This is a genomic window from Xanthomonas sp. MLO165 (assembly GCF_018831305.1).
GTDB lineage: Bacteria > Pseudomonadota > Gammaproteobacteria > Xanthomonadales > Xanthomonadaceae > Xanthomonas > Xanthomonas arboricola.
The window spans coordinates 1,160,459-1,174,222 of record NZ_CP029263.1; the positions used below are offsets into that span (position 1 = coordinate 1,160,459).

Annotated in this window: 12 protein-coding genes and 5 tRNA genes; 12 read left to right on the forward strand and 5 right to left on the reverse strand. The window is 65.1% G+C overall.

The window, feature by feature from the left end:
* Positions 1–3: 3 nt before the first annotated feature.
* The 3 genes from phoR to DGN21_RS05045 all read right to left on the reverse strand — a co-directional run bounded on the left by phoR (position 4) and on the right by DGN21_RS05045 (position 3,979).
* Entirely contained in the window at positions 4–1,332 is a 1,329-nt protein-coding gene (phoR, locus tag DGN21_RS05035; RefSeq protein WP_167762983.1) for a phosphate regulon sensor histidine kinase PhoR, read from the reverse strand.
* 77 nt (positions 1,333–1,409) lie between these two features.
* Positions 1,410–2,099, reverse strand: coding sequence for a phosphate regulon transcriptional regulator PhoB (phoB, locus tag DGN21_RS05040; protein ID WP_002806631.1), 690 nt, complete (start codon positions 2,097–2,099; stop codon positions 1,410–1,412).
* 173 nt (positions 2,100–2,272) lie between these two features.
* Entirely contained in the window at positions 2,273–3,979 is a 1,707-nt protein-coding gene (locus DGN21_RS05045) for a M48 family metalloprotease (RefSeq protein WP_081008497.1), read from the reverse strand.
* Between the two features lie 88 nt (positions 3,980–4,067).
* Between DGN21_RS05045 and grxC the strand changes: the two genes are divergently transcribed.
* From grxC to DGN21_RS05060, 3 genes are all read left to right on the forward strand, one after another.
* Positions 4,068–4,376, forward strand: coding sequence for a glutaredoxin 3 (gene grxC / locus DGN21_RS05050; RefSeq protein ID WP_016902239.1), 309 nt, complete (start codon positions 4,068–4,070; stop codon positions 4,374–4,376).
* The gene (locus tag DGN21_RS05055) at positions 4,373–4,768 is read left to right on the forward strand and encodes a carboxymuconolactone decarboxylase family protein (protein WP_046345833.1); all 396 of its coding nucleotides are present in this window, start codon (positions 4,373–4,375) and stop codon (positions 4,766–4,768) included. The genes grxC and DGN21_RS05055 overlap by 4 nt, the downstream gene beginning before the upstream one ends.
* A gap of 348 nt (positions 4,769–5,116) precedes the next feature.
* Positions 5,117–6,124, forward strand: a complete 1,008-nt coding sequence (locus tag DGN21_RS05060) for an isocitrate dehydrogenase (RefSeq protein ID WP_005998180.1) — start codon at positions 5,117–5,119, stop codon at positions 6,122–6,124.
* Between the two features lie 114 nt (positions 6,125–6,238).
* On the opposite strand, the gene DGN21_RS05065 is transcribed toward DGN21_RS05060, so the two are convergent.
* Positions 6,239–7,000: a Bax inhibitor-1/YccA family protein gene (locus DGN21_RS05065; RefSeq protein WP_016902241.1), complete on the reverse strand. Its 762-nt coding sequence runs from the start codon at positions 6,998–7,000 to the stop codon at positions 6,239–6,241.
* A 152-nt stretch (positions 7,001–7,152) separates the two neighbouring features.
* Between DGN21_RS05065 and DGN21_RS05070 the strand changes: the two genes are divergently transcribed.
* From DGN21_RS05070 to DGN21_RS05090, 5 genes are all read left to right on the forward strand, one after another.
* Positions 7,153–7,229 (forward strand) — tRNA-Pro (locus DGN21_RS05070).
* Between the two features lie 42 nt (positions 7,230–7,271).
* Positions 7,272–7,348 (forward strand) — tRNA-Arg (locus DGN21_RS05075).
* A gap of 31 nt (positions 7,349–7,379) precedes the next feature.
* Positions 7,380–7,456 (forward strand) — tRNA-His (locus tag DGN21_RS05080).
* A gap of 84 nt (positions 7,457–7,540) precedes the next feature.
* Positions 7,541–7,616: transfer RNA gene (locus tag DGN21_RS05085), tRNA-Lys, on the forward strand.
* Positions 7,617–7,829: 213 nt separating this feature from the next.
* The gene (locus DGN21_RS05090) at positions 7,830–8,276 is read left to right on the forward strand and encodes a hypothetical protein (protein ID WP_252374688.1); all 447 of its coding nucleotides are present in this window, start codon (positions 7,830–7,832) and stop codon (positions 8,274–8,276) included.
* A gap of 124 nt (positions 8,277–8,400) precedes the next feature.
* On the opposite strand, the gene DGN21_RS05095 is transcribed toward DGN21_RS05090, so the two are convergent.
* Positions 8,401–9,696: a PAS domain-containing sensor histidine kinase gene (locus tag DGN21_RS05095; RefSeq protein ID WP_184379674.1), complete on the reverse strand. Its 1,296-nt coding sequence runs from the start codon at positions 9,694–9,696 to the stop codon at positions 8,401–8,403.
* Between the two features lie 266 nt (positions 9,697–9,962).
* Here DGN21_RS05095 and DGN21_RS05100 point away from each other — a divergent pair.
* From DGN21_RS05100 to clpX, 4 genes are all read left to right on the forward strand, one after another.
* Positions 9,963–10,047 (forward strand) — tRNA-Leu (locus DGN21_RS05100).
* Between the two features lie 201 nt (positions 10,048–10,248).
* Positions 10,249–11,541 (forward strand): trigger factor, encoded by a 1,293-nt coding sequence (gene tig, locus DGN21_RS05105; RefSeq protein WP_184551510.1) that lies wholly within the window; start codon positions 10,249–10,251, stop codon positions 11,539–11,541.
* Between the two features lie 99 nt (positions 11,542–11,640).
* Positions 11,641–12,267, forward strand: coding sequence for an ATP-dependent Clp endopeptidase proteolytic subunit ClpP (gene clpP, locus DGN21_RS05110; protein WP_002806026.1), 627 nt, complete (start codon positions 11,641–11,643; stop codon positions 12,265–12,267).
* 125 nt (positions 12,268–12,392) lie between these two features.
* Entirely contained in the window at positions 12,393–13,679 is a 1,287-nt protein-coding gene (gene clpX, locus DGN21_RS05115) for an ATP-dependent Clp protease ATP-binding subunit ClpX (RefSeq protein ID WP_184551511.1), read from the forward strand.
* Positions 13,680–13,764 lie beyond the last annotated feature (85 nt).

The following is a 13,764-nucleotide window of genomic DNA, read 5'->3' on the forward strand; positions in this document are numbered from 1 at the left end:
ATATCACGCCGAACGTGACAGTGGCAGGGACTGATCGCGCTGCACGACGCGCGCAGCGACAAAATGGCATGAGAATTCGCTCCCGCGTCCGACTTCGCTTTCGATTTCCAGACGCGCCTGGTGCAGTCCCAGGATGTGCTTGACGATCGACAGTCCCAGCCCGGTGCCGCCACTCTCGCGCGAGCGGCTGCTGGAGACGCGATAGAAGCGCTCGGTGATGCGCGGCAGATGCGAGGCGGGAATGCCGTAGCCGGTGTCGCGCACCGCCAGGGCCGCGCCATCGCCTTCGCGCACGAAGCGGATCGTCACCGTGCCGCCGCCGGGCGTGTAGCGCACCGCGTTGGTGACCAGGTTGGAGAAGGCGCTATGCAGTTCCTTGTTGGAGCCGAGCAGGTCCACGCCGGCCTCGTCGAACACCTCCACGGTGTGGCGGCCCTGGCTGTGCGCTTCGGCCTCGCGCCGCAGCGTCGACAGCATCGGCGCCATCGCCACGTGTTCCTCGCCGAGTTCTTCCTGCGATTCCAGCCGCGACAGCGTCAGCAGGTCTTCGACCAGTTGCGCCATGCGCTGCGACTGCTTGCGCATCTCGGCCAGCATCGGGCCCGAATCGGGAAAGTCTTCCGGGTCGAGCATGTCCAGATAGCCGTGCACCACCGTCAATGGCGTACGCAGCTCGTGCGAGACGTTGGCCACGAAGTCGCGGCGCACCTGCTCCAGCCGCAGCAGCTTGCTGACATCGCGCGCCACCAGCAGCCAGTAATCGTCCGAGTAGGGGATCAGGCGCAGATTCAGGCGCAGGTCCGGATCCACCGGCGAGGCGGCGTCGAGCATGGGCTCGGCGTTGCGGCCGGCGGCCAGCCAGTGCGCCAGCGGCAACGGCTGCAACCGCTCCACCACCGACACGCCCATGTCGCCCGGATGATGCAGCCCCAGCAGTCCGCCCGCGGCCCGGTTGAACCACTGCACGCGCTGGCTGTTGCGATCCACCACCACCACCGCATCCGGCAGCGCCTGCGCGGCGGCGCGGTAGGTGCGCAGCATCTCGATCAGGCGACGCTTGCGCGCGCGCATTTCGGCCTGGCTGCGATAGAGCAGGCGATCCAGCTCGTTCCAGGCGCCGATCCCGGCGGCGGGCTCGGCACGCTGGCGCGCGGTCAGGCGCTGCAGCACCTGGCGCAGCCGCCAGTAATGCCAGGCCAGCACCCCCAGCGCGGTCAGCGTCAACGCCATCCACACATGCTCGATCAGCACGCCGACCAGCACGGCAGCGCCCAGAAACAGCGCGAGAGTGCCGAGCGTCTTGAGCCAGGCGGAACGGATATGTTGAGGCATGGAAGGCGTTACCACGGAGCGTCAGGTGGGCGTGCGAGCCAGCCCAGCGGCAGGGCCGGCCGGCTGTGCGGCAAGCACTAGGTTGCCGAAGAGAAACGGTAGCCCGAGCCACGCACGGTCTGCACCATGTTTTCCAGGCCGAACGGTTCCAGCGTCTTGCGCAGGCGGCGGATATGCACGTCGATGGTGCGCTCTTCCACATACACGCTGCCGCCCCAGACATGATCCAGCAGCTGGGTGCGGGTATACACGCGCTCGGGATGTGTCATGAAAAAGTGCAGCAGGCGGTATTCGGTCGGGCCGATCGGCACCGGCGCATCGCCGGCGAACACCCGGTGCGCGGCGCCGTCGATGCGCAGGCGGCCCACCGCCACGCTGCCGTCCTCGTCGTCCTCGCGGGTGCGGCGCATCACCGCGCGGATGCGCGCCAGCAGCTCGCGCGCCGAGAACGGCTTGACCACGTAATCGTCGACCCCGGCTTCCAGGCCACCGACGCGGTCGTTCTCTTCGCCGCGCGCGGTTAGCATGATGATCGGAATCTCGCGGGTCAGCTGTTCCTTGCGCCAGCGCCGTGCCAGATCCAGCCCGCTGGTGCCTGGCAACATCCAGTCCAGCAGGATCAGGTCCGGTACGCGGTCGGCGATGGCGGTCTGCGCCTCGCGGGCATCGCCGGCATGGATGGGTTCGAACTCGCCTTTGCGCAGCGCGAACGCCACCATGTCGCGGATCGCGGGTTCGTCGTCGACGATCAGAATGCGTTTTTGCACGCGGGGCTTACCGTCTGGCTTTGGTTGATCGCCAGTAGACTACGGTTTTGTGACTCTAATGTGACATGCCTGACGACAGCCGCCGCGGCCGAAGCGGCCTGTGCCGCTGGCAGGCGCGGTGCTGAACCCGTCGACCCACGCCCGAATGACCATTGTGCCAACCGTCACATGCGCTAGCGCGTCGACAGATCCGGGTCGCGGATGCCTTGCCGGCGCAGCTCCAGCACGGTCGGCGTGATCGCTGCGATGCGTGCATCCACCCGCGCCCGTGTCACATAGTCGAGATCTTTCTTCTTCAGCGCTTCCAGCTGGATCAGCGCCTGTTCCGGGCGTCCGTTCAAGTACGCAGCTTCGGCATAGGCCTCGCTGGCGCGCAGGTGGTCGCCGGACAGCTCGCAGGCGCGCGCGTAGGTCTGTTGCAACAGGGGATCTTCGCTGCTGCGATGCAGGAGCGGCTCCAGCACCTGACGCGCGCGCTGGCCGGACTCCTTGCTGGCCTGCTCGTTGAGCGCGCCGGCATAGGTCAGCGCCACCGCGCGGTTGTTCGGCAGTTGCTTGAGCAGCGCGTCGAAACGCGCATTGGCCACCTCGCGCTGGCCCACCCGCGCCTGCGCCTCGCTCAGCCCCAGCGTCAGCCACAGGTTGTCGGGGTGCGTTTCCAGCAGACTGGTCAGTTCGGCCACCGGTTCACTGGGCCGGCCGCCGCTGTTGCGCAGGCGTGCCAGCGCCAGCCCGTAGCGCTGCGCATCGGTCAGGCCGTGCTTGGCACTGCGGCGCAGGGTCTCGTATTCGCGGATAGCCGCATCCGGCGTGGTGGCGCTGAGCACGCGCAGGCGTTCCTTGGCCCAGTCGAAGTTTTGCTGGTCGCCGCTGCGGCTCAGCGCATCCACCGGCAGCCGCAGCGCATATGGCAGCAGCGCGTTGCCGTTGCGGCTCAGCGGTTCGGACAGCGACGGGTCGGCCGGGTCCACCCGTTCCTGGCGCGTGCCGCCCGGCACCGAGGTGGTCAGCACCACGGTGTTCTTCTTCATCTGCTCGGCGCGCGCCTTGGCCTCGCTGATGCGGGTGACCGTGACCGGGTGGGTTTGCAGAAAGTCCGGTGCGCTGTAGCCGCCTTCGTTGGCGCGCATCGCCACCGACATGCGCTCGAAGAAGCCGGCCATTGCATCCACGTCGTAGCCGCTGCGCACCAGCGTGCGGATGCCTAGCCGGTCGGCCTCGGATTCGTTGGAGCGGGTGTAGTCGATCTGGCGCTGCTGCATCAGCCCCATCGCACTGGTGATGCCGGCCATGGTGGCATCGCCCTTGGAATTGCCGCCGGCCTGTTGCGCGGCGACCACCGCTGCCAGCATGCCGAGCAGGATCGGGATCTGGTCGCGCTGCGCCCGTTCCACCCCGCGCAGCACATGCTGCTGGGTGACGTGGGCGATTTCGTGCGACAGCACCGCGGCCACCTCGTCCTCGCGCTCGGCGGTCAACACCAGCCCGGCATTGACCGCGATATAGCCGCCCAGCGTGGCGAAGGCGTTGATCTGGCGGTCGCGCAGCATGAAAAACGTAAACGGCTGCTGCGGCTGGTCGCTGTTGGCGCCGAGCCGGGTGCCCATGGTCTGCAGCCAGTCGGTGATCAGCGGGTCGTCCAGCACGTAGTCGTAATTGCGCAACTCGGCCAGCATCATCTTGCCGTACTCGGCCTGGCGCGCCGGGGTCAGCAGCTCGCCGGCAGACGAGCCGATGTCGGGCAGGCGGTTTTCCTGCGCGGGTGCCACCCCGATGGCAACGGCCAGCGTGAGGGCGGTGGCGAGCGGTAGCAGGCGCAAGTGGAACTCCCAGGTGGTGCGCGGAGCATGCGGGCAGCACGGCGCGATGGCGTGAATCATCGGTTAATCCACAGTGTTGCGGTGACGACATGGAAATTCCAGTCGCCCGGTACCATTGTCAGACCTCAGACCAACCACGGAGTTTCCCGTGAGCCAAGACACCAACGTGCAGGATGCGGCCAGCGGCCCGCAGATCACCCTGTATTCCTCCGCGATCTGCCCGTACTGCGTGGCGGCCAAGAACTTCCTCAAGAGCAAGGGCCGGACCTGGACCGAGGTGCGCATCGACCTGGACCCGGCCGAGCGCAACAAGATGGTTGCGCTGGCCAAGCGCACCAGCGTGCCGCAGATCTTCGTCGGCGACGTCCATGTGGGCGGCTACGACGACATGATGGCGATGCACCGGGCCGGCAAGCTCGAGCCCTTGCTGGCCGGCAACACAGGCGGCCAGGCATGAGCGAGACCGGCAGCGGCAGCGACGATCGGCTGCGCGAGTTCACCGAATTCCGCCAGCGCATGAACCAGCGCATCCTGGCCGAGCCGAACCAGGTGGTGCGCCGGTTCTTCGCGCTGGACACCCAGACCTACCAGGCGGGCGCGCTGGACGTGAAGACCAAGGAACTGCTCGGCCTGGTCGCATCGATGGTGCTGCGCTGCGACGACTGCATCAGCTACCACGTCGCCCAGTGCAAGGAGGCTGGTGTGACCCGCGAGGAATTCTTCGAAACCTTCTCGGTCGGCCTGGTGGTCGGCGGCTCCATCGTCATCCCGCATCTGCGGCGCGCGGTGGACTTCCTCGACCAGCTCGACGGCGGCGCCCCGGCACCGGAGCAGCACGCGCACGGGTGATTGGGGTGGGAGTGGGGAGTGGTAATTCGGGATTCGTAACGGCGGGCGAGGGCACGTGCCGCCTGTTGTTGGCGGCTTTGCGTTGGGGTGGTCCGATTTGGGCACCGGCCGCTGGCTGGGACGGCAGGTGCTTTCAGGCAGCTGCACCGAGGTTGTGCCTGCAGGCGGTGGTACGCGCGGCCATTCGCTGCACGGAATGGCCGCCGTGCGCATCTGGGGGCTCTTAGACCAAGGTCGGTTTGGGCGCCTTCACCGGCATCGGGCATAATTGCCTGTGAAACCTCCTTGCGCCGCTCTGCCGGATATTGCGGCTGGCGCTCCCCCCTTCAAGTTCGGAAACCCAACGTTATGACGCAGACAATCACGGTCATCCGCGGCGACGGTATCGGCCCGGAGATCATGGATGCCACGCTGTTCGTGCTCGACGCGCTGCAGGCTGGCCTGACCTACGAGTACGCCGACGCTGGCCTGGTCGCGCTGGAAAAGCACGGCGATCTGCTGCCCGAGTCCACCCTGGCCTCGATCACCAAGAACAAGGTGGCCCTGAAAAGCCCGCTGACCACCCCGGTCGGCGAGGGCTTCAGCTCGATCAACGTCGCCATGCGTCGCAAGTTCGACCTGTACGCCAACGTGCGTCCGGCCAAGTCGTTCCCCAACACCAAGTCGCGTTTCGCCGATGGCGTGGACCTGATCACGGTGCGTGAGAACACCGAAGGCGCCTACCTGAGCGAAGGCCAGACCGTGTCCGAGGACGGCGAGACCGCGTTCTCCGGCGCCCGCGTCACCCGCAAGGGCTCCGAGCGCATTGTGCGCTACGCCTTCGACCTGGCGCGCGCCACCGGCCGCAAGAAGGTCACCGCGGTGCACAAGGCCAACATCATCAAGTCGACCTCGGGCCTGTTCCTGAAGGTGGCACGCGATGTGGCCACGCAGTACCCGGAAATCGAATTCCAGGAAATGATCGTCGACAACACCTGCATGCAGCTGGTGATGCGTCCTGAGCAGTTCGACATCATCGTGACCACCAACCTGTTCGGCGACATCATCTCCGACCTGTGCGCCGGTCTGGTCGGCGGCCTGGGCCTGGCCCCGGGCGCCAACATCGGTGTGGACGCGGCGATCTTCGAAGCCGTGCACGGCTCGGCGCCGGACATCGCAGGGCAGGGCAAGGCCAACCCGTGCGCGCTGCTGCTGGGTGCTGCGCAGATGCTGGACCACATCGGTCAGCCGCAGAACGCCGAGCGCCTGCGCGAAGCGATCGTGGCCACCCTGGAAGCCAAGGATTCGCTGACCCCCGACCTGGGCGGCACCGGCAACACCATGGGCTTCGCCAAGGCCATCGCCAGCCGCCTCTGAGCGACACGGCGACAGCAAAAAAAAGGGCGCCCAGGCGCCCTTTTTTTTGCGTTGAGTCCAGGGATTTGGGGGGTCGCTCTTACGAATCCCCAATCCCGACGCTCGATTCCCCGCTCAATTCCGCGACTGCAACTTCGACAGCAAGCGCAGGAACTCGATGTACAGCCACACCAGCGTCACCATCAGGCCGAACGCGCCATACCACTCCATGTGCTTGGGAGCGCCCTGTTCGACACCGCTTTCGATGAAGTCGAAGTCCAGCACCAGGTTCAGTGCAGCCACCACCACCACGAACAGGCTGAAGCCGATGCCGATCAGGCCAGAGTCGTGGATGAAAGGGATGCGCACGCCGAACAGGCCCAGCACGATGGTCGCCAGATACACCAGCGCAATGCCGCCGGTGGCTGCCACCACGCCCAGCTTGAAGTTCTCGGTGGCCTTGATCATGCCGCTGCGATAGGCAAACAGCAGCGCGAACATGGTGCCGAAGGTCAGCAGGACCGCCTGGAACACGATGCCGTTGAAACGCGCCTCGTAGACTGCCGAGATCGCGCCCAGGAAGAAGCCTTCCACCAGCGCGTACAGCGGCGCGGTGACCGGGGCCCAGGTCGGCTTGAAGCTGGTCGCCAGCGCGAACACCAGCCCGCCGATCGCGCCGGCGATCATGTACAGCCGCGCGGCAGGCAACGGAGCGCCATCGGCCCCGATCGACTGCGACCAGGCGAAGGCGGCGGTGACCACCGCCATCAGCAACAGCAGGCCGGTCTTGTTGACGGTGCCGTTGAGCGTCATCGCCTGACCATCGCGGGTGACTACCGAGCCGGAGCCGAGGTCGAGGAAGGTGGATTCCCGAAGGGCGGGATTGCCGCTACGCATGCGTGTTCTCCATGAAATGTAGATGCCTGCCGACTTGGCGAGCGATGCCGCGAGGATACCGGATCGTCCGATTTACACAGAGTGATTGACAGCAAGGCCAATCATTCCCAAAATAGCCGACCTTTCCAGCCTTCGGGATTGAAAGGTCCCGCCGGGGTATAGCGCAGTCTGGTAGCGCGCCTGCTTTGGGAGCAGGATGTCGGGGGTTCGAATCCCTCTACCCCGACCATTCCGAGCTCTTGACGGCGTGGGAATGCGAAGTTCGGTCCGGGCGCCCGTAGCTCAACCGGATAGAGCACCGGCCTTCTAAGCCGGCGGTTACAGGTTCGAGTCCTGTCGGGCGCGCCATCGGCGGTGCGGTAGGAAGTAGGTTTCAGTGGTGGCTGTAGCTCAGCTGGTTAGAGTACTGGATTGTGATTCCAGATGTCGGGGGTTCGAGTCCCCTCAGCCACCCCACTGATTGCAGGAAAAGTTGGACCCGATGCATCGCGGGGTGTTGCAACGACGCAAAAACGCGCATACAATGTGCGACCAGTTTCAGGGCCGTTAGCTCAGTTGGTAGAGCAGTTGACTCTTAATCAATAGGTCCAAGGTTCGAATCCTTGACGGCCCACCAAACAAAAGCACTTAGGCATCCGCCTAGGTGCTTTTCTTTTTGTGCTGAGGAAAAGATGACGCAAGGAATCGGCTGCAGCTTCGCTGTCGTCTCGGTCGGCGGCCGCAGCAGCGCAGTGCCGATCTCGGCCGGGCACGATGTCTGGCCTGCGTCAGGTGCGCAATCGCCACCGGTCGTCGCCGCCCGGTCGAGCGAGCGCACATGAGGGCTGCTGTGTCCGGAGCATTGCGGCATTCGATCCTGGGCCAGGTTGGCGTCTTCGCGATCGTCGGTCCTCCGCTCGGCGGGCTGCTGGGCCTGGTGCTGTTGACCCGGTTCGACCTGCTGACCGCGTTGTTGATCGTTGCCTGGTCCTACGGCCTGGTGTTGCCGGTCATTGCCTGCGCCGCGGCGGGATGGCTGTGTGCGCGCATCTGTGCCTGGCGGTACCGTGGGCGCCGGCCCAACCTGCTGGTCCACGTTGGCATCGGTGCGTTGAGCGGTCTGCTCTCGACCGGGGTGATCGTGCTGCTGCTGGCGATCATCGGCGGCTGGTCGATGATGTCCGACCGCACGGTCATGCTGACGCTGCTGCAGTGTGGTCTGGCGGCAGGTGGCGCCTGCGCCGTGCTTGTCTGGCTGATGTGGTCGCGCCTGGCAGTGTCGCCTCGCGCGAGGTGACGGGCCGCCAGGCAACGTCCATCGGCACACGCAGGAAGAGGTTCTTTGCTGCCCTGGATGGCGCTGACGCCCCGAAGCGATGCGCTACGCCGGATCGGCGATGGGCAACTGCAGCCGTGGTCGCTTACGGCGCTGCGGCGGGCGCGGGCGCCGCGCTCTGCTGCATGCGTGGGAACGCCAGCGTAAAGCATGCGCCCTGGCCGGGGGCCGATGTCACTTCGACAAAGCCACCTGCCTGACGGACCGCGCTGTACACCTGCGCCAGCCCCAGGCCCGCGCCTTTGTCGGCATCCTTGGTGGTGAAATACGCTTCGAACAGGTGCGCCTGCACGTGCGCATCCATGCCATGCCCGTTGTCGGCCACGGCGATGGTGACGTAGCGCCCGGCCGGCCTGGCCAGGCTGGCCTGTTCTTCAGCGACCACGGCGTCGCCGGTCTCCACGCGAATGACGCCGCCACCCTGGCAGGCATCGCGGGAGTTGATCACCAGGTTCAAGATGGCGCGTTCCACCGTATGGCGATCGACCATTGCGCAGCATCCACCTTCGGTGGTGCGCAGCTGCAATTGCAGATCCGCGCCGACCACCTGTTCGAGCAGGGGGCCGAGCTGTTCGGTCAAGGCAGCCAGGTCCACCGATTCCGGGCTGTACGGATATTGCCGCGAAAACCCGACCAGGCGCTGTGCCATGACCGAGCCATGTTGAAGCGCCGCGTCAGCAACGCTCAACAGCTTGGCATCGTGCGCATCGATCCTGGCGCGCTGTACCACCAGTTCGATGGCCGAGGTTGCCGCCTGCAGCACGTTGTTCAAATCGTGCACCACGCCGGCCAGTAGTTGTCCTACCGCTTCGCCCTTTTGCGCCTGCTCGGAAATCTTTTCGGCAGCGCTCTGTGCGGCGCGCGCAATGTCCAGATCGCCTTCGATGCGCTCTTGCAGGTCGCGCAGGTTGTGCAGTTCGCTCGACAGCGAATGTTCGCGCGCGCGCGCCAGGCGCAGCACGCCGCTGGAAAACGCGCGCTCTGCGGCCAGGGTCGAATCCAGTGTGCGAAACGCGGTCTCCAGCGCGCGGCGGTCGGAAATGTTCCTGCTCACCGCCAGGATTGCTTCGACCTTGCCAAGCGCATCGAACAGCGGGCTGGTGACGACCTGCCAGATCTGGCGCACGCCGGCGAAGTTCACGCCGGCGGCCTCGAATTCCTGGATCGAACCGGCACGGGAGCCGGCGATGGCCGCATCCACCAGCCCGGCTGCCTCCGCTGGCCACAGGTCGCGCCACTTCCGCGCGATCAGTTGATCCTGATGACTGGCGCCAAGCTCGGTCAGGCCATTGACGTTGATGGCCGTAATCCGCCCATCGAGGTCGATCTCCTTGATGCAGTCGCGGGACAGGGCCACGATCTGCCGATACCGATCTCTCATCGCGATGACTGCCTCTACTGGTGTTAACGAAATTTTAGCGAACCTAGGCTTTACCCAGCGCTAGCGGGGCGGAAGGTACGCCGCCAGGGCGGGTGGCATGATGAATGCATTTACCTTTAGTGTGTCGGATTCAGGGCCTCCTTGCATCGTGCTGCCCGTGCGGGCGGCAGGGACGCAAGCCGGCTCCTGTTTCTACCAGCCGCATCGCCCTCGCGATGCTTTTTCTTTCCCGGCATCCCTGCAACAATGGCCGGGCTGGCAGCATCGCGAAAGTGGCGGAATTGGTAGACGCACCAGATTTAGGTTCTGACGCCGCAAGGCGTGGGGGTTCGAGTCCCCCCTTTCGCACCAATGCAGTGCGGCCGTGCGTGTTCCGGCCGCTTCCCGCCGCAGGCCTGGGGGCGTTCCATTGCGCGGCGCAGTGACGCGTATTCCGCTGGCAGCGGCCGCCGTTATCGGCGAAACTACAAGGCTCGGCGGCTTTCTCGCCATCCGTCAACCCGCATCTTCCATCTCGTGCCGACGCTTGTGCAGTCGGTGGCAGGAGTCAACATGCAAGCATCGATCGAATCCACCGGCAATCTGGAACGCCGCCTGACCTTCACCCTGCCGCAGGAGCGCCTGGAGACGCATGTCGGTGGCCGCCTGCGCGAACTTGCGCGGACCACGCGCATCAAGGGTTTCCGCCCGGGCAAGGTACCCACCAAGGTCATCGAGCAGCGCTTCGGTCAGCAGGTGCGTGCCGAGGCGATGGAAGGCCTGCTGCGTGAGACCTTCGATTCGGCAGTGCGCGAGCATTCGCTGCGTCTGGCCGGCAACCCGCGTATCGATCAGGGCGAGAGCGATTTCGACTTCGTCGCCACCTTCGAAGTGGTGCCGGATTTCGGCGATATCGACGTGGCCAAGCTGTCGGTGGTGCGTCATACCGCCGAAGTGACCGATGCCGACATCGATCAGATGATTGAGAACCTGCGTCTGCAGCGCCGCACCTGGAACCCGGTCGAGCGCGGCGCGCAGGTCGGTGATCTGGTAGCGCTGGAGACCTGGTCGCAGGCCGGCGACGAGCGTCTGCCCGCCGAAGGCGTGGAAACCGGCAGCAGCGTGCTGGGCTCGGGCGTGATGTTCGACCAGATCGAAAAGGGCCTGGAAGGCCTGGCCAAGGGCGAAGACAAGACCCTGACCATCGACTTCCCGGCCGAGTGGCGCGTGCCGCAGCTGGCCGGCAAGACCGTGCAGGTGCACGTCAAGGCGGTCGAGGTCTCCGAGCCGGTGCTGCCGGTGGTGGACAAGGAGTTCATCAAGAGCTTCGGCGTGAAGAGTGGCGATGTCGAGCAGTTCCGCGCCGACATCCGCACCAACCTGGAGCGCGAGCTCAAGGGCGCGCTGATGAACCGCCTGCGTCGCGAAGTGGGCGAGCAGCTGATCGCCGCCTATGCGCACGTGGAAATGCCGCCGCGCCTGGTCGAGAACGAAGCCCGTTCGATGCTGGCGCAGCAGGTCGAGCAGGTCCGCCGCAGCGGCCGCAACCCGGGCGAGATTCCGGCCGATGCCCACCAGGGTTTCATGGACGCGGCTGCCAAGCGCGTGCTGGTCGGTCTGCTGGTAGGCGAGGTGGCCCGTCGCAACGAGCTGCGCCTGGAATCCAAGCGCGTCAGCGAAACGCTGCGTCTGATCGCCTCGACCTACGAAGAGCCGGAGCAGGTCATTGAGATGTACCGCAACGACCCCCAACTGATGAGTGGACTGCAGAGCCGTGTCATGGAAGAGCAGGTGATCGACTGGATCGCCGAGCGCGCCCAGCACACCGAGCAGTCGCTGTCGTTCCAGGACGCCATTCGGGTCTAAGGTAAGCGACCGCGTGACACCAACCCGCATCCCCGATGGCTGGGATGCGGATGTCAAACCCGGGCATCGGCGCAAGCCGCTGCCACTACAGGAAGACTGATGAGCATTGTGACCAAAGCCCTGAACCTGGTGCCGATGGTGGTCGAACAGACCAGCCGCGGCGAGCGTGCGTATGACATCTACTCGCGTCTGCTGAAGGAGCGTCTGATCTTCCTGGTCGGTCCGATCGACGACCACATGGCCAACGTGATCGTGGCCCAGCTGCTGTTCCTGGAAGCGGACAACCCGGAAAAGGACATCAGCATCTACATCAATTCGCCCGGCGGCGTGGTCACCGCCGGCATGGCGATCTACGACACCATGCAGTACATCAAGCCGGACGTGAGCACCATCTGCGTCGGCCAGGCCGCCTCGATGGGCGCGCTGTTGCTGGCATCGGGTGCGGCCGGCAAGCGCTATGCGCTGCCGAACTCGCGCGTGATGATCCACCAGCCGCTGGGCGGCTTCCAGGGCCAGGCCACTGATATCGACATCCATGCGCGTGAGATCCTGACCCTGCGTTCGCGTCTGAATGAGATCCTGGCCAAGCACACCGGCCAATCCCTGGAGACGATTGCGCGCGATACCGAGCGCGACAACTTCAAGAGTGCGGTCGATGCGCAGGCCTATGGCCTGGTTGACCAGGTGCTGGAACGCCGTCCGGAAGAGTCGATCCAGCCGTCTTGATCGCCAGATTGCTGAAATTGCAGGAAAAACCGGCAGGGTCGGGCTGGGCGGATGTCCTCCCGACCCTGTGCTATTCTCGAAATCGAACCCCCGTGCATCGGGTGGGGTAACTGGGTAACAGAAGCATGAGCGAAGACCGCCAAGGTCGTTCCGGCGACAGCAACAAGATTCTCTACTGCTCGTTCTGCGGTAAGAGTCAGCATGAAGTCCGCAAGCTGATTGCCGGTCCCAGCGTATTCATCTGCGATGAGTGCGTTGAGCTGTGCAACGACATCATCCGCGAGGAACTCGAAGAGAAGGCGCAGTCGGCACGCTCCAGTCTGCCCAAGCCGCGCGAGATTCTCGAGGTGCTGGATCAATACGTGATCGGGCAGTTGCGCGCCAAGCGCACGCTCGCCGTGGCGGTGTACAACCACTACAAGCGTATCGAGAGCCGCAGCAAGAACGATGACGTCGAGCTGGCGAAATCCAACATCCTGCTGGTCGGTCCGACCGGCTCGGGCAAGACGCTGCTGGCCGAAACGCTGGCGCGCCTGCTCAATGTGCCGTTCACGATCGCCGATGCCACCACGCTGACCGAAGCCGGCTATGTCGGTGAGGACGTGGAAAACATCATCCAGAAGCTGCTGCAGAAGTGCGATTACGACGTCGAGAAGGCCCAGCAGGGCATCGTCTACATCGACGAAATCGACAAGATCTCGCGCAAGAGCGAGAACCCGTCGATTACCCGCGACGTGTCCGGCGAAGGCGTTCAGCAGGCGCTGCTGAAGCTGATCGAAGGCACGGTGGCTTCGGTGCCGCCGCAGGGCGGTCGCAAGCATCCGCAGCAGGAATTCCTGCAGGTCGACACCAAGAACATCCTGTTCATCTGCGGCGGCGCGTTCGCCGGGCTGGACAAGGTGATCCAGCAGCGTTCCAACGATGCCGGCGGCATCGGCTTCGGTGCCAAGGTCAAGAGCAGTGAGCGCAAGCAGGAAGTCGGCAAGATCCTTGCCGAGGTCGAGCCGGAAGATCTGATCAAGTTTGGCCTGATCCCCGAGTTCGTCGGCCGCCTGCCGGTGGTCGCCACGCTCGAGGAACTGGACGAGCCGGCACTGATCAAGATCCTGACCGAGCCCAAGAACGCCATCACCAAGCAGTTCAAGAAGCTGTTCGACATGGAAGGTGTGGAGCTGGAATTCCGCCCCGATGCGCTGTCGGCGATCGCCAAGAAGGCGCTCAAGCGCAAGACCGGCGCGCGTGGTCTGCGCACCATCGTCGAATCGGTGCTGCTGGACACGATGTACGAGCTGCCCTCGCAGGAAAATGTCAGCAAGGTGGTGGTGGACGAGTCGGTGATCGAGCACAAATCCGACCCGTATCTGATCTACCAGGCGCAACCGGCGCCGGCCAAGGCCGCGTCCGGCGACTGAGGCCTGGATGCCGTCGCGCCGGGCCCCGGCCTCGCTCGCGGATAAAGGGTTTCCGAACGCTACTTGCAACACCTGGCCGATGGCC